Consider the following 15,433-nt stretch of genomic DNA (forward strand, 5'->3'; position numbering starts at 1 on the left):
TTGGAAGGGAGAGCCTCCGTTGGATGACCTGCGCGAGGTTTCTGCGAGAGAGGATCAACCTCCCCGTGTTCGCAGCTACGCACTGGCAGGCCTGACGTTCGACCAAGCGGTCCAGGTGCTCGTCGCCGGAGGCTGCCTGGAACTCTCCGGCAGGCACACCGTCACGCTGGGGGAAGCAGCGCGCAAGGCCCTGCACTTCTATTTCGATGCCAAGCGTCTGGACCTGTGGAAGAACCAGGTCCGGAATCTGCGCCCAAGTGAAGGCGAGGAGCTGATCGCCGCGCTCGAAGCGGACCTGCCGGATGTCCCGATGCCGGAGGCCGGACAGTCGGAGGCGGTGCTGTGGGACGTCGTGGCGCTGGAGATCGAGCAGTTCGGTGGGCTGCACGCGCATTGTGTGGAGGGGGGCAAGCCGCCCCCCACGATCACGTTGCTGCTCAAGGAACCGCGCACGCTTCTCCAAGGCCGCAACGGCGTGGGCAAAAGCCAGCTCGCGAGGGCGGTGACGTGGTGCCTGACCGGAAAGATCCCACGTTCGCTGGCCGAACCCTGTGAGCCCAAGGTCAACGACTATGCAGTCGAACCGGACACCCCGGAGGCCGAATCGCCCGATGAGGAGAATGGTGACGCCGCCGAACGGACCATCGGCTTGCCCGTGATCGTTCCGGTCCCCGGACGCAAGGAATTGCAATGGCTCGGCGGCAAGGCGCCGCTCGTCTCCACTGCCGTCACGCTCGACCTCGTGCGCCGCGACGGCACCGAGCGGTGCCGCATCCGCCGCCGCCTCGTCCCACAGCGGGGAACCTACGTCCCACGCGTGGAGCGCATCGATCCCGACACGGGTTCCGTGCAGGCGGTCGAGTCCGTTGGGCAAGCGTTGGAAGTGTCGGCGGCCTCCCTGGAGGCGACCGGGCTGATGATGGCGCGCTTGCCCTTCCTGCGGCTCGACGGGCCCAACGCCCTGGTGGACGCGGTGAAGGTCCTCACCGGCCTGCAGCCCTTCGAGAACCTTGGCCGGCGCTGCCAGCGTTCGGTGTTGCCGCGGCTGGAGAAAGCCATTCCAGACGCCGCGCGCAAGGAGATGGCCAGGACCGTCACCGCATTCACGGAGGAAGCGGCCAAACTGCCGGGCTACTTCAGCCTCGGCACGCCGCTGCCGGCCGACGCGCTTCCACCGGTACCGGACGATGCCGACGAGGGAAAGGCCTGCGATAGCGCACTGGCGGCGCTGGATGCCGAATTGAACCGCCGGGATGCCGAGTTGCGGGCCACCATCCGCACCGCCACCGGCCTGGATGTCGCCGAGGCCGATCTGTCCGCGCTCAGGAAGGCGGTGCTGGCGGCGCGGACGGCGCTCGCGACCGGGGCGATCGAGGCCTGGGCGGACTTCAAGGCGCTGAAGACGTTGAGCGCCGTCGACGCATCCATGATCGAAGCCGCCCGCGAACTCGTCGCCGAGGCCGTGCTGGATGCCGTTGCCTTCGCCGACTTGGCGACGCGCCCTGACGAGGCGGCCCGTCGCCGCCTGTACGTGGTCATCGAAGAATGGCGCCAAGCCAATCCCTCCAAGGACGGCTGGCCGCCCTGCGCCTGCCCGGTGTGCCGGGCTGACCTCGACGGCAGGACCGACGAAACGCTCGGCCTGCCGGTCCGGGATGCGTTGGCGCGGGCGGAGCACGACACGGCGGCCGGTCACCTGGATGCGGAGACCTGCGGCAGAGCGCTCGCGAACAGACTCCGGGCCGGCCTTGCACCGGTACTGGGCGCTGCGCTGGACGTCCATGTCCGACCCTGGGAGGCATTGCGCCGCGGCTGCACGAAGTCTGCGCAGGCGCACCTGTCCGGCGACCTTGTGCCTTTGCAGGCGGATCTGGCGGCGGAGTTCGTCCGCTTGGCCGCCGGCCTGCCGGAAGCCGGGACGGCCGACACCGTGGAGCTGCCAGAGTCGTTGCGGGACGGAGCGCTCGGCAAGACGGTCCGTCAGATCCTCGCCACGCTGGCAGATGCCGCCTGGTGCCTGGAGGCCGGCGCGCAGCTGGACGGGATCCGCACCGCCTTGTTCGGCAGCGGGGCCGGCGAGGGGCAGCAGGTGGGCTACCTGCCTACCCGTTTCGATGCGCTCGACAAGGCCCTAGGAGAGGACGGGCCGGTAGACAGCGCGCGGCGGACGCTGAAGACGCTGCGGAACCACAGAACGGAGTGGGGTACGCAGCGGGCCTGGATCGCCCGTGCTGCCGCCGCGGTGCCGGCGGTTCGCGAACTGGTGGATTTCGGCGAGCGGATCGAAACCCAGGTGACGACACTCGTCGACGAACTCGACGCGCAGACCCAGGCCTGGACCGAGAGACTGTACCTTCCGGTCAATGCCACGGCGCCGGCCCTGGCGGGAACGCGTCTCGATGGCGAAGGCATGCGGGTGCAGGTCCGGCGCGACGGCGTCACCGGCGACGGCCGGGATCTGGTCAACAGCTCGGGCCTGCGCACCCACCTGTTCGCCTTCACCCTCGCGCTGATCAAGCGCATCCGGGACGACGACGGCGGCGTGTCGCTCCTGCTGCTCGACGACCCGCAGACGCTGTTCGACGAACACAACCAGCGCCGCGTCGCCAGAGCCCTGGGCACCCTGCCCGAGCACGACTTCCGGCCGCTCATCACCACCTACGACCAGCACTTCGCCGGCAGCCTGTTCCGGCAGGCGAAGGGTAAGGGAATCGAGTTCCTTCAGATCCTGCCCCGCTCCACGGGCGAAGGGTGCGCACGCATCCGCCGTCACCAGCTGCACATCGAGTTGGTCCACGAAGACTGGCAGCGCAGCGATCATGATCCCACTCGCATCCGGGCCTTCTGCGACGAGGCGCGCATCATGATCGAGCAGGGGTTGCGGGACCTAATCTGGCCGAGCCCCGCCGTCGTCGCCGGCAGCGAGACCATGCAGCCGCTGATGCTCAAGCTGCAAAGACTGATCGGGCGCGGCGGCCCGTACTCCAACCCTGCGTTCTCGGCGCTCATGAAGCATCAGGCGCTGAAGGATCAGGTCTTCAGCGAAGCCGTCCGCTGGGCTCACCACTACCCCGCCGAGGACCTCGGCCATACGCATGCCAAGCAAGTGGGCAAGTACCTCGATCCCCTTCTGCACAGTTTCGAGCAATGCCGCGGCGTGCTCGACGAGGCGCTGTCCCAGGGACCGCTGTCACTCCAGCTCGCTCCTGCCGCGCCGGATGCCGACATCGTGCCGTTCCCGGAGCGGCCCTGCCGGCCGCTGAGGCTGTACCAGATCGGCCGCGCCGCCGCCGAGGGCGGCGCCGAGGTCGACGACGGCGATGGTGTCGGCTCCGACATCGGGGTGTCGCTCGTCAATGGGCAGCATCAGCTGTTCGGGGTCGGCAAGGCGCTCACTTGGATGCCGCGGCTGTTTCAGGCCGGTGACGTGCTGATCGTCGACTGCAAGGCCTTGGCGTCCGGAGGACTTGCGCTGGTGTGGGACGGAGCGCGCAAACAGGCAGAGGCCGGCTGGCTGAAGCCGGTGCAGGGGCGGCCGGGGACCGTAATCCTCGTCGGCGATCACGACACCGGATACGCTCGCGAGTTCGACACCGATGTCAACGAATGCCACCCGGTCGTCGGCATCCTATTCCGCGGTGCCCGTGCCAACGCCGGAAAGGCGCTGGAGCCGCTGGACGCGTGTCCGCGCTTCGCCGACGTCGAGGGGACGGTGGTGATCGACCAGGGCGACAGCGCCGAACCGCTGCTGCACAAGGGCGACAGCGTTCTGGTCGGTGCCAGAGTGGGCGATCCCGCCGGCGTATCTGCGCTGGCCAGCAGCCCGGTGGCCGTTCGCCTGGAGGGCGGCCGACGCCTCGTCAAGCGGCTGGGCGAAAAGCCGTTGGACGCGAAGGGGCGCGTCTGGGTGCTGGACAATCTGGGTATCCAGGGGAACGGTGCGGTGATCCGGTTCGGCGAGGACATTCCCGACGGCTTTGCCGCCGTTCCCCGCGCCGACTCGATCCGGCCGATCCTCGGCTACTGGTTTTCCCGCCAGACCTGATCCGGCCTGAAGCCGGTCAGTGTCCCCCGAGGTTCTGGTGCAGCACGTTGTCTCCGGCGGCGTGCTTCGCCGTATGGGCGTCGAGATCGCCCTTCCAGAAGGTGACGAGGCCCGCTGCGGAGCTCACCACCAGCAGCACCCAGCGGGCCCACTCCGTATGATCGAAATGGAGCGCCTCGAGCAGCAGCTTGCCAAAGGTCACCAGCGTGATGACGACCAACGCGGCGGACACCAAGCGTGGGATCCATCGCCAAGGGCGGGCGTTCCGCTGCGCCGCATTCGCAGCAATGCTTGCGGCACGCTCCTCTAAGTAGGCGCCGATCTCCAGGGCATCCTGGTTCACATCAGCGAGCAGGGGCTCCAGGCCGAAGGCGTCACCCAGGGCCTCGTGGAAGGCGTTGTGCATGCCGATCGGGCTGACGCGCGACAGGCGGCAGCCCAACCGGAAGGCCAGGATGTCCTCGCGCAGCCGGTGCAGACGCTCAACGTCCTTGGTGGCGGGTTGCGCCATGTTCGGCCAGAAGCCGCTGCTGTGGGTGAGCGCCAGCAGTGCCTCGCGGGCGTGCAGATTGATTGCGGCGATCGGCAGGTAACGCCGTTCGAGAGCTTCGCTGCGGAAAGTCGACAGGAAGCTGGGGGGCTCCTTCGCCCCCTCGGCGGGGATGCGTTCGACGAGCGTGACGCATCCCTCCACAGAAGCGGCATGGGTCACCGTGTCGAAGACCCGCACCTCGTGCAGCCCTGCACGTGGATCGGCCAGCCGGTAATCGTCGGTGAACTTGCGGGCAAGCCGCGCCAGCAACATCTGCCGCTCGGCGTCGGCAAGCCGCTGGTCGAACGCCGCATACGTGTAGCTGAACAGGCGCCGACCCTGGAGCGGTTCGGCAGCGACGTCACCGATCAAGTCGGTCAGCTGCTCGGCAAGGCGGAAGGTAGGATTGCCGGCGCGCGTGGAAACCTCCTTGCCGTCCTTCAGCCGCCAGCGCAGGCCGCGGTCGTGACACAGCGCGGTGATCGCTTCGACCAGCAGAGGCGCCGGAAGCTCCTGCCCGCCCGCCAGACGGATCTCGACGATCAGCAGTCCCTGTCCGGTGCGGAAGGGCACGAGGCGAACACTGCCGAATGTTATCGACAACGCATCGGTCGGTTGCAGGCCACAACGCTGCAGCCGTCCCTGTGCGGCCACAGACAGCGGCAGTTGCAGAACCAGCGTCGATCCCGATGGACCGCTCAGCCATTGCTGGACGTGCCGCTGGGAGTCGAGGGTCCAGACGCCGTCCGGTTCGTCTCCCGCGCCCAACTGCTGGCTGGCCTTGTGGTAGAGATCGCCGAGCGACCAGTTCTTGCGCAGCCAAAGCGGCCGGCTCTCGGTTTCCCGCAGGCACTCACCGACTGCAGGGAGCCATCCTGCTCCCGCCAGGGAGCCGAGTGTGGCGGCTGGTGTCACCGGCCAATCCCGTTTGCGGCACTGGAACGGGTACAACAGGAAAACTGCGTGCTCGGCAACCGGGGTGATGGGGTGCGTGGTTCCGTGCGCCACCGGATCACGCTCGATCACGTTCATGCTAGTCATCGTGTTTTGTCGTCCGTCGCGAAACCGCGGCGCACTTTACCCGGCATTGGTTGCAGAGTCGATATGTGCTCGCCAATAACGGATATACCATCCGCGGACCGATGTACCCCCGGGCGCGGCGCCGCATATGGGTCCTGGGTGCGTGAGCGGTCGCGATCTTTACCCTAGCGTCCCGGTGCCGATGCCGCGGACTGCTCCCGCTGATAGATCCTTCTGATTGGCGGCACCGGCGGCACCGATCCGGACCAGGCGCATACCATCGCGACCGCGAACAGCGCCTTCGATACCCTGGCTGGGGCCCGCCAACCCGCTCGGCGCGCCAGACCGGACCGATCTGCGGAAAATTTTCGGATCAGCCCCTTCCCGGCTTCCAACCGATCCATATCCCAGCGCGACGCCGGCCCCAACCCCCGGCCGACCCTAGGAGATGCCATGAACTTTGCCCCGAAGGACCACTGGTTCGGCGAGCCCCCGCCGACCGAAACGCCGATCCGCGGCGCTTTTGGCGCGCGCGCCATCCTGGAGAGCCGCTACGGCCGCCAGGCGCTGGAGTTCTTCCCCGACCGCAAGTCGTTCTTCCCGGCCGACGCCCCGTTCAGCCCCGACTTCCAGGCGTTCCTGGACAACGAGGTGACCGCCTGGCTGAAGACCCTGTGCGGCCAGACCTGGATCAACCCCAACGGCGGCCAGCGGTACACCTTGGAGCACCCGGTCAACCCGTGTCTGCGCGCGATGGCCAGGGCCCAGGGCGGCTACCTGTATGTGGGCGCCTACGAGATGGCGTGACACCAAGGCAGGCCCCGCTCGCTCCTGAGCGGGGCCACGTTCCTGGTGCCGGGCGCGGCCAATCCGCGTCCGGCTTGCGGAAGACACACTCCGTGGAGTTGTCGCGCCAGCGGTCGACGAAGCGGATGTGGCGCAGCCGAATATGTTTGTTGAACAGCGCCGCTGACGCCTTTGTCCCCTTCAAGGGGACATCTATGATCAACGCATGAACAACGCGGCCATCGACCGCCAACCAGATGAAGGAAGATCACGCGATGCTGTACCAGACCCACAAGAACGGCACCGACCTCCCCAAGTACTTGGCCGACCGCGGCTTCGAATTCGACGTCACCGACGGTGCTGAAGACCGCTACTGGACGGCCGATGGCGAGACCGGCTTGGTTGTTGAAGAGGACGTTGCCGGCGACCTGCGCTGCACCCTGCTCGACCGCGACGGCAACCCGGTGGACCGTAACCTGCGGCTGGAGGACATCCGGCCGCAGCCGTAAGGCAGACAGTCAATCGTCACGCTCACCAGAGAGAAGTGGATGACGCCCGAGCAGGTCACGGAGCAGCGCCGGTGTGGTGGCGCTGCTCTTGGCGTCGTCCGCGAGGTCAACAACATGGCCATGGCGGCGTTACCGGCCGGCTTGAAAGCCGACGTCGGCACCACCTGCGACCGCTGCAAGATCGCCGATTGGGTGGCTGGGTCGCGCCCGATTCCGCTCGCCGTGCTGCGGCACCTAGTCTCCGCGTTCAAGCCTGAGGTCGGTAATTCCCGTCAGAACAAACGTGTGTTTTCAACGGAAAATCTAGCCGTCCATCGCTCCACGTTCTGCAGCTTCTCACGGTCAGTCCGCGTCTGGCTTGCGGCGGAACAGGCGTTCGGTCGGGTTGTCGCGCCAGCGGTCGGCGTGGCGGATGTAGCGTAGCGCGACGTCGCTGCTCTGGTGCCCGGTCTGCTCTATGATCTTTTTCAGGCTCGCCTCCTCCTCGGCGGCGGCAGTGGCGAAGCCGCTGCGCAGCGAGTGGGCGGAGAAGCGGCTGCCCGGGCGCTGCGCCACCTCCGGCTCCTGGGTCCAGCGGATCAGATCGGCGTCGGTTTCGCCGATGGCCTGGCTGGTCTCGCGCACCACCCGATCCGCGCCGCGATCCGCTCCGCCACCAGATAGGAGACGGCAGACAGCAGGCCGGTCCAGAAGAAGATCACCCCGGTCGTCGCCAGCGACAGCCCGAAGCGCTCGAACAGCCAGAGTGCCAGCAGCGATTGGACGACCAGCCCGCCGGCGAAGGCGTCGAGGGAGAACAGCGCGGCCAAGCGCAACAGGATGCCGCGAGACCGTCGCAGCGGCTCGGCCGGAACGCTCAGGGCGTCCGCCTGGGTATCCGGCAGGCGCCGGTAGAGCAGCAGCGATGCCAAGCCCAGCAGCGCGTAGAGCAGGAACGCACCGTCGATCGCCATGCCCGGGTCGATGCCGGTCGCGCCGGCGAGCAGCTCGGGCACGCCGGCGCACAGGGAGCCGACGGCGGCGGCCAGCGAGCCGATCAGGCTGTAGCGGGCGAACAGGGCGGTGCGCCCTCGGTTCGGAACCGTTTCGCTCAGCCGGGCCTGCTCGAGCGGCAGGAAGACGCTGACGTCGCCCGACGACGGGTTGATCGTCCCGACGAACGCGATCAGCATCAGCGGCCAGAACTGCGACGCCAGAGGGAACGCGAGGCCGGTCGCGACCATCAGCACGGCGGCGCCGAGCAACGGTGTACGCCCCTTGGGCAAACGATGGGCGGCGAGGCCGACCGTCAAGGTCAAGGCCGCCGAGCCGGCGAGGGTCGCCGTCGCCAGGGCGCCGATCGCGACCGGACCGAAGCCGAGCCGGGCGAGGTGAACCGGCAGCAGCAGGCTGATCAGCCCGTCGCCGAAGGCCCGCAGCGCCCGCGCGCCCAGCAGCAGAGCCGCCTCGGGCACGGTGCCGGCCGGCAGCAGCGCAAACCGTCCGGTGCGGGCGCCGGCCGTCATCGCGCTAGCCCGCCACGCCGGCGACGTGCAGGAGGAGACCGGCCGCCGAACAGGCGAGGAGCACCGGGATCATTCCGACCTTGAAGCGGAACACCGCCAGCATGGCGCCGGCGGTCAGGACCAGCGAGGGGAGGTTCACGGTGCTCGGCACCGGGATCTCGAGCGTGGCTCCGAGGAGGCGCACCGGTTCCAGCCGCCCGAACAGCACGTGCAGGGCGAACCAGACCGCCAGGTTCAGCACGACCCCGACCACCGCGGCGGTGATTGCCGACAAGGCGCCGCCGAGCGCCTTGTTGCCGCGTAGCGCTTCCACGAAGGGCGCGCCGAGAAAGATCCACAGGAAGCAGGGCACGAAGGTGACCCAGGTCGTCAGCAGCCCGCCCAGCGTGCCGGCCAACAGCGGCGGCAGCGTGCCCGGCGCGCGGAAGGCGCTCATGAAGCCGACGAACTGGGTGACCATGATCAGTGGCCCGGGAGTGGTTTCGGCCATGCCGAGTCCATCCAGCATCTCGCCGGGCTGCAGCCAGCCATAATGGTCCACCGCCTGCTGCGCCACGTAGGCGAGGACGGCATAGGCGCCGCCGAAGGTGACCATCGCCATCTTCGAGAAGAAGACCGCGATCTGGCTGAACACACTGTCGGGCCCGGCCGCCAGGAGCAACGCCACCACCGGCCCGAGCCACAGCGCCAGGCAGAAACCGCTCACCCGCAGCGACCAGCCGAGCGTCGGGCGCGCGTGGGCCGGCGTGCCGTCGCCCAGCAGACTGTCGGCATCCGCCAGGGTCTTCCCCTTGGACGCTCCGTGTCCGCCCCCGACCATGAACGCCTGGCGTCCCAAACGCCCGCCGACGAAGCCGATCAGGCCCGCCGCCAGGATGATGATCGGAAATGGCACGTCGAAGGCGAAGATCGCCACGAAGGACGCCGCGGCGATCCCGAGCATCACCCGGTTCTTCAGGGCGCGCTTGCCGATGCGCACCACCGCCTCGAGCACGATGGCGAGCACCGCCGCCTTCAGGCCGAAGAACAGCCCCTGCACCAGCCCGACGTTGCCGAAGGCGGCGTAGATCAGGCTCAGCGCCATGATGGCGACCATGCCCGGCAGCACGAACAGGATGCCGGCGATCAGGCCGCCGACCGTCCGGTGCATCAGCCAGCCGATGTAGATGGCCAGCTGCTGCGCCTCCGGTCCCGGCAGCAGCATGCAGTAGTTCAGCGCGTGCAAAAACCGCGTTTCGCCGATCCAGCGCTTCTCCTCGACGAGGATGCGGTGCATGACCGCGATCTGCCCGGCCGGGCCGCCGAAGCTGAGCGCGGCGATGCGTGCCCACACCCGGGTAGCCTCGCCAAGGCTCACCCCGTGCGTGCCGTCCTTCATCGTGGATACGGGTGTATCCACGGCGGCGTCCGCCTCCGTCATCGGTCTTCCCCTCAGTCGCGCTTTTTGCGGAAGTATTCGTAGAGGTCCTCGAACACCGCCGATCCGCGCTCCAGCCGGCGTCTGTCGTCGTCCGTCGCCGCGGCGATGCCGGCGAGCAGCGTCCGGATGCCGGCCGCCTCCTCGCGCTGGAACTTGGCGTCCTTCAGGTCGATGTCGTGGACGATCTCGGCGATCGCCTGGAGCGCCCGGTCGGGCGGCACGAGCTTCGCCAGCAGCACCTCGAAGGTGCAATGGTCGCCTTCGTGGGTGAACTCGGCCTCGAACATGTCGAAGCGCAGTTCACCGGGCTCCGGGACGTACCCCTTGTCGGGGACGAACTTGAAGCGAGCCTCGGGGTCGATGAAGCGCTGGATCAACCAGGCCGAGGCGATGCGGTCGACCTGCACGCCCCGGCGCGTCACCCAGGTCCGGCCTTTCACGTCAGTGATGTTTTTGGTCTCCATGGTCGTCTCCTCTTGGTCCGAGCTGCGCTCGGCCTTGGCGAGCCGGGCCTCGATCCCTGTGAGCAGCCCCTCCACCGGCTCCCGGCCACCCGCGCCGAAGAAGTCGATGGCGACGATCTCCGCCAAGCGCCGGCGCAGGCGGGTGACCTGACCCCGGATCTCGCTGCCGCGCGCACACCACAGCTCCGGCTCGCCGGCAACCACCTCCGCCACCCCCCGGGCATCGATGGCGAGGCCCTCGTAATCGGCGTCACGGGCCTTGTCGAACAGCGCCCGGACCTCCTGATCCGTCAGGCCGTCGACGAAGCGCGCTTCGAAGATCGCCGCCTCGCCGCCGCCTTCGGTGATCTCGCGCAGCAGCCATTGGAAGTCCTCCTGGGCCTGCTCGCCGGCGGGCAGCGCGTAGAGCGAGTTCTTGATCGCCACCGCCCCCAAGCCCTGGAGGCGGCGCCAGACCTTGACGCGGAAGTAGGCGGGCTTCGGCGGAAGCTGGTGGGCCAGCAGCAGCCAGGCGTATCGAGACTCCGAGGTGGTGCGCATGTCGCTCATTGGTCACCTGTATCTCAGACATACCAACAACGCAACACTTGTATCATTGGCCTTCTGGGCGTACGGTTCGATTTGAAGCCGAACAGTCCGGCTATCGAACAGAAGGTGTGCCATGCCCCATGAGGTCGCACCGCTGCCGTTCAAGCCGCCTCGGCTGACCGGCCTCTCCGAGCGCCTGCTCGCCAGCCACTACGAGAACAACTATGGCGGCGCCGTCCGCCGCCTGAATGCCATCGAGGCCGACCTCGCCCGGCTCGATTGGAGCGCGGCACCGACCTTCGTCATCAACGGCCTCAAGCGCGAGGAGCTGATCGCCGCCAACTCGATGATCCTGCACGAGGCGTATTTCGACAGTCTGGGCGGCTCCGGCGACGCCGGCGGAGAACTCGCCGCCGCGTTGGAGCGGGACTTCGGGTCGGTGGCCCGCTGGCGCCGGGAGTTCACCGCGATGGGCAAGGCGCTCGGAGGCGGTTCCGGCTGGGTGCTGCTGACCTTGTCCGAGCGGGATGGCAGGCTGCGAAACGTCTGGGCGGCCGACCATGGCCACACGCCGGCCGACGGCCGGGTGGTGCTGGCGCTCGACATGTACGAGCACGCCTACCACCTCGACTTCGGCGCCAAGGCGGGCGCCTATGTCAACGCCTTCATGGCCAACATTGCCTGGGAGCGCGTCGCGGACCGTCACCGGCGTGCCGCCGAAGGGTTTCGCACAGCGTCGCAGCCTGCTGACGCCGTCCCGGAGATGAGCGTCGGCGAAGCGCGGCGGGCGATCGAGAGTGGCGAACTCCTCGTGCTCGACGTCTGCTGGGCGGAGGATCTGGCGAAGTCCTCCGACATGCTGCCGACCGCCGTTCACCATGACGCTCGGCGCATCGAGGAGTGGGCCGATGGTGTGCCGAAGGATCGCGAGGTGCTGGCCTACTGCGTCTACGGCTTCCAGGTCAGCCGGGACGCGGTCACCGAACTGCGGCGCCGGGGCGTCTCCGCCCGCACGCTGGCCGGCGGCATCGCGGCATGGCGCGCCATGGCAGCGCCAACGGTGCCGAAGGCCTGATCCCCTCGTCCACGGAGTGTTGCCATGAAGTGGGTCACCCGCGAACGTCCGAAGATCGACCGCATCGCCTGTCCGTGGCTGATCGCCCGATTCATCGATGAGCAGCCCGAGTTCCTGTACGTACCCGGCGACCGCGTGCTGGAGGTGGCCAAGGAGACCGGCGCCGTTCCCTACGACGTCCCCGGCGTCGAACTCGGCCATGTGGGCGACCTCTGCAGTTTCGACGCCTTCCTGAGCAAGTACCGCCTGGACGATCCGGCGCTCCATCAGCTGGCGTCCGTCGTGCGCGGCGCCGACACCTCGCGCCTTGATCTGACCTCGCAGTCGGCCGGACTGTATGCCGTCTCACTCGGCCTCTCCGCCATCTTCCCCGACGACCACGAGATGCTGCGCCACGGCATGATCGTCTATGACGCGCTTTACGCCTGGTGCCGGGACTGCCAGGGCGAGGCGCACAACTGGCCGCCTGCAGGATGGGCGGTGATCGCCTGACAGACGGAGGGATGCCATGAAGCGACACCTAGGAGCTCTGGTCGTCGGTATCGCGGCCATCGGGCTGTCGGACGCCGCGCCCGCGGCCGATGGCGCGTGGACGGCCGTCGATGAGGCGATGGGACGCCCTGGGGCACTGCAGCCGGGCGACGTCCACAAGTTCAGCTTCCCGCGGTCGGACCTGAAGGTGACGGTGGACGGCGTCGCGGTCAAACCGGCGTTGGCGCTCGGCTCCTGGGTCGCCTTCAAGGGCGAGAGCGGGCACGCGATGGCGATGGGCGATCTGGTGCTGACCGAGGATGAAATCGCGCCGGTGATGAAGAGCCTGGTCGAGAACGGAATCCAGGTCACCGCCGTGCACAACCACATTCTGCGCGCCTCCCCGGCGACGTTGTACATGCACATCGCCGGGATGGGAGAACCGGTGAGGTTGGCACAGGCGATCCACGCTGCCCTGGGCAAGAGCAAGACCCCGATGGAAGCCGCCCCGGCATCCGATCAGGCGCTCGACCTCGACGCGGCGGCGCTGGAGGCGGCGATCGGCCAGAAGGGCAAGGCCGCAGGCGGCACCTACCAGTTCAGCATCCCGCGGGCCGAGGCGGTGCAGGACATGGGCATGGCGGTGCCGCCCGCCATGGGAACGGCGATCGCGATCAACGTCCAGGCGGCCGGAGGAGGCAAGGCCGCGACGACCGGCGACTTCGTGCTGACCGCCGAGGAGGTCAACCCGGTGGTTCAGACGCTGGTGGCGAACGGCATCGAGGTGACGGCGTTGCACACCCACATGCTCGCCGAGGAGCCCCGGCTGTATTTCATGCACTTCTGGGGCGTCGACGATCCGGCGAAGCTGGGGTCCGGTCTGCACGCCGCCCTCGACAAGGTCAACATCGCCCGCAGCCAAACCTCGGAAGTGCCGGGCGCGACAAAGCAGTAAGGCGATGACCCTGCGCGTCAACACAGTGGCCGTGCTCACGGCCTTGGCTGTCAACCTTGTTGGGTGGCTATCGCACGCCGCGTCCGCAGCGGACCCCGAGGCTTTGACCCTGGAGCGGAAGATTCCCCTGGGCGAGGTGTCCGGCCGCATCGATCACTTCGCGGTCGACCTCGCCCGACAGCGCCTTTTCGTGGCCGAACTGGGCAACGGTACGGTCGGCGTGCTCGACCTCGCCCAGGGCCAGATCATCCATCGGATCACCGGCCTGGAGGAGCCCCAGGGTGTCGGGTACCTGCCGGGTGTCGACGTGATCTACGTGGCGAATGGAGGCGATGGCTCCGTCCGCCGGTTCCGCGCAGCGGACTTTGCCGTGCTGGACACGGTGAAGCTTGGGGACGATGCCGACAACATCCGCTTCGACGCGGCGGCCAATCAGGTGATCGTCGGATACGGAAGCGGCGCCCTGGCGGTGCTGGAGTCCGCGTCCGGGAAGAGGCTCCGTGACATTCCGCTCGCTGCCCACCCGGAGTCGTTCCGCCTGGAAGCGACGGGCGCCCGCATTTTCGTGAATGTCCCCGACGCACGGCAGATCGCCGTCGTCGACCGCCGCAGCGGACGCCAAGTGGCCACGTGGACGGTGAACGGTGCCGGAGCGAACTTTCCGATGGCGCTCGACGATGCCGCCGGACATCTCGCCGTCGTCTACCGCAAGCCCGCGACCTTGGCGGTCTTCGACACCACGCGGGGCGAGGTCGTGGCGCGGGCACCGACCTGCGGGGACGCTGACGACGTGTTCTTCGATACGAAGCGCCAACGCCTCTACATCAGCTGTGGCGAAGGCGCGCTCGATGTCTTTCAGCGGCAAGGTGACGGCTATCGGGAGATCGGGCGGACACCGACGGTGTCCGGCGCGCGGACGTCCCTGTGGGTTCCGGAGTTGGACCGCCTCTTCCTTGGCGTGAGGGCGAGTGGACGGGAGCCAGCCGCGGTATGGGTTTATCGACCAACGCAATAGACACTCGTTCCACGACTTTCCCACACCGCGTCAGGACTACGATGCCGATCCTGAAGCGACGACCGGGGCGGTGGAGATCAGCCCCTGGGCGCGAGCACGGTCCAGCAGGTTCTTGACTGATGCCGCCGCCCAGTTGCGCCCACCTCGCGGCGTGGTCTCCCGCATCGCCTCCAACTGAGCCCCAATCGCTCGAAGCGACAGCTTCGGGTTCGCCCGTGCAATGCCGGCCACCAGCACCACGAGACGGTCATCTCCGCGCACCGCAGGCGCCTTGTCGAGCAATGCCCTTTCCGCCAGCCCTTCCTCGACGAAGGCGCGGACGGCGCGGCGCAGCCGCTCGGCGGTCCAATGGCGGCCCGGCGGCAGCCTGGCGTTCACCGCCCGCGTCACCGCCGCCCAAGAGCGGGCCGGGGAGTGGGCCAGCCGGAGCCGCCGCACGGTGGGCAGCCATTCCTCCGCGGTGCGGGTCAACTCCAACAGGTAAAGCTGGCGCTGCCGCTCGGCCAAACGCTGCGCCATCGCCGTGTCGCCCTGCTTCAGCTTGGGATTGCCGCCGACCCGGCCCCGCGCCTTGGCCGCCTTCAGCCCGGCCTTCGTCCGTTCGCGGATCAGCGAGCGTTCATACTCGGCCACCGCGCCCAGCATCTGCAGCACCAGCGTGCCGTGCGGGCTTGCGGTGTCGATCGGGCTGGTGAGGCAGCGGAAATGGCAGCCGCGGCCACGCAGATCCTCGATCACCTCCAGCAGGTGCGACAGCGAGCGGCCGAGCCGGTCGAGCTTCCAGATCACCAGCGTGTCGCCCCTGGTCAGGCTGGCCAGGGCCCGCGCCAACTCGGGCCGCGCCCTTGAGGCGCCGGAGGCGGTCTCCTCGAAGATCGTGGCGCAGCCGGCGGCGCGCAGCGCGTCGATCTGGGCGGCGGTGGTCTGATCGTCGGTCGAAACGCGGGCGTAGCCGATGAGCGCCATGGCGGAGTCCAGGCAGGAGGAGGGGCGGGCACGCCTTTGTAAAATTATTGGAGATATTAGTAAACGACCGTTTGGTAAAATATCTATGCGCCGCGGCCCGGCTTGCGCTCCGTTGATCGCTTGAGGCCGTCAGCCGGCGCGA

Annotated in this window: 13 protein-coding genes; 7 read left to right on the forward strand and 6 right to left on the reverse strand. The window is 68.2% G+C overall.

Annotation, left to right across the window (positions count from 1 at the left end; all coding sequences use genetic code 11):
* Nucleotides 1-19 precede the first annotated feature (19 nt).
* Complete coding sequence (locus tag FZ983_RS31575; RefSeq protein WP_149228628.1) at nucleotides 20-4,045, forward strand: S24/S26 family peptidase; 4,026 nt, start codon at nucleotides 20-22, stop codon at nucleotides 4,043-4,045.
* A gap of 16 nt (nucleotides 4,046-4,061) precedes the next feature.
* Here the strand turns inward: FZ983_RS31575 and FZ983_RS31580 are convergent, their stop codons facing one another.
* The gene (locus tag FZ983_RS31580; RefSeq protein ID WP_149228630.1) at nucleotides 4,062-5,609 is read right to left on the reverse strand and encodes a hypothetical protein; all 1,548 of its coding nucleotides are present in this window, start codon (nucleotides 5,607-5,609) and stop codon (nucleotides 4,062-4,064) included.
* A gap of 441 nt (nucleotides 5,610-6,050) precedes the next feature.
* Between FZ983_RS31580 and FZ983_RS31585 the strand changes: the two genes are divergently transcribed.
* Both FZ983_RS31585 and FZ983_RS31590 read left to right on the forward strand, forming a co-directional pair.
* Entirely contained in the window at nucleotides 6,051-6,404 is a 354-nt protein-coding gene (locus tag FZ983_RS31585; RefSeq protein WP_149228632.1) for a hypothetical protein, read from the forward strand.
* A 236-nt stretch (nucleotides 6,405-6,640) separates the two neighbouring features.
* Nucleotides 6,641-6,892: a hypothetical protein gene (locus FZ983_RS31590; protein ID WP_149228634.1), complete on the forward strand. Its 252-nt coding sequence runs from the start codon at nucleotides 6,641-6,643 to the stop codon at nucleotides 6,890-6,892.
* A 342-nt stretch (nucleotides 6,893-7,234) separates the two neighbouring features.
* Here the strand turns inward: FZ983_RS31590 and FZ983_RS31600 are convergent, their stop codons facing one another.
* Genes FZ983_RS31600 through FZ983_RS31615 form a run of 4 tightly spaced genes read right to left on the reverse strand, consistent with a single transcriptional unit; the run spans nucleotide 7,235 to nucleotide 10,830 of the window.
* On the reverse strand, nucleotides 7,235-7,516 hold the full coding sequence (locus tag FZ983_RS31600; RefSeq protein WP_188092592.1) for a tyrosine-type recombinase/integrase: 282 nt from the start codon (nucleotides 7,514-7,516) through the stop codon (nucleotides 7,235-7,237).
* Nucleotides 7,471-8,397, reverse strand: a complete 927-nt coding sequence (locus tag FZ983_RS31605; protein WP_149228638.1) for an MFS transporter — start codon at nucleotides 8,395-8,397, stop codon at nucleotides 7,471-7,473. Before FZ983_RS31605 ends, FZ983_RS31600 begins: the two co-directional genes overlap by 46 nt.
* 4 nt (nucleotides 8,398-8,401) lie before the next feature.
* Nucleotides 8,402-9,817 (reverse strand): chromate efflux transporter, encoded by a 1,416-nt coding sequence (gene chrA, locus FZ983_RS31610; protein WP_149228640.1) that lies wholly within the window; start codon nucleotides 9,815-9,817, stop codon nucleotides 8,402-8,404.
* An 11-nt stretch (nucleotides 9,818-9,828) separates the two neighbouring features.
* Nucleotides 9,829-10,830: a chromate resistance protein ChrB domain-containing protein gene (locus tag FZ983_RS31615; RefSeq protein WP_188092593.1), complete on the reverse strand. Its 1,002-nt coding sequence runs from the start codon at nucleotides 10,828-10,830 to the stop codon at nucleotides 9,829-9,831.
* Nucleotides 10,831-10,942: 112 nt separating this feature from the next.
* Between FZ983_RS31615 and FZ983_RS31620 the strand changes: the two genes are divergently transcribed.
* From FZ983_RS31620 to FZ983_RS31635, 4 genes are read left to right on the forward strand one after another with little or no spacing between them, the layout of a single operon-like run.
* Nucleotides 10,943-11,884: a Fe-Mn family superoxide dismutase gene (locus FZ983_RS31620; protein ID WP_149228642.1), complete on the forward strand. Its 942-nt coding sequence runs from the start codon at nucleotides 10,943-10,945 to the stop codon at nucleotides 11,882-11,884.
* A 24-nt stretch (nucleotides 11,885-11,908) separates the two neighbouring features.
* Complete coding sequence (locus FZ983_RS31625; RefSeq protein ID WP_149228644.1) at nucleotides 11,909-12,376, forward strand: chromate resistance protein ChrB domain-containing protein; 468 nt, start codon at nucleotides 11,909-11,911, stop codon at nucleotides 12,374-12,376.
* A 16-nt stretch (nucleotides 12,377-12,392) separates the two neighbouring features.
* Nucleotides 12,393-13,310, forward strand: a complete 918-nt coding sequence (locus tag FZ983_RS31630) for a DUF1259 domain-containing protein (RefSeq protein ID WP_149228646.1) — start codon at nucleotides 12,393-12,395, stop codon at nucleotides 13,308-13,310.
* Between the two features lie 4 nt (nucleotides 13,311-13,314).
* Complete coding sequence (locus FZ983_RS31635; protein ID WP_211103022.1) at nucleotides 13,315-14,325, forward strand: hypothetical protein; 1,011 nt, start codon at nucleotides 13,315-13,317, stop codon at nucleotides 14,323-14,325.
* A gap of 36 nt (nucleotides 14,326-14,361) precedes the next feature.
* On the opposite strand, the gene FZ983_RS31640 is transcribed toward FZ983_RS31635, so the two are convergent.
* Nucleotides 14,362-15,291 carry a recombinase family protein gene (locus FZ983_RS31640; protein WP_149228648.1) on the reverse strand — a complete coding sequence of 310 codons (930 nt, stop codon included), beginning with the start codon at nucleotides 15,289-15,291 and terminating at the stop codon, nucleotides 14,362-14,364.
* Nucleotides 15,292-15,433 lie beyond the last annotated feature (142 nt).

Origin of the sequence: Azospirillum sp. B21, from assembly GCF_008364825.1 — a bacterium.
Taxonomy (GTDB): Bacteria; Pseudomonadota; Alphaproteobacteria; order Azospirillales; family Azospirillaceae; genus Azospirillum.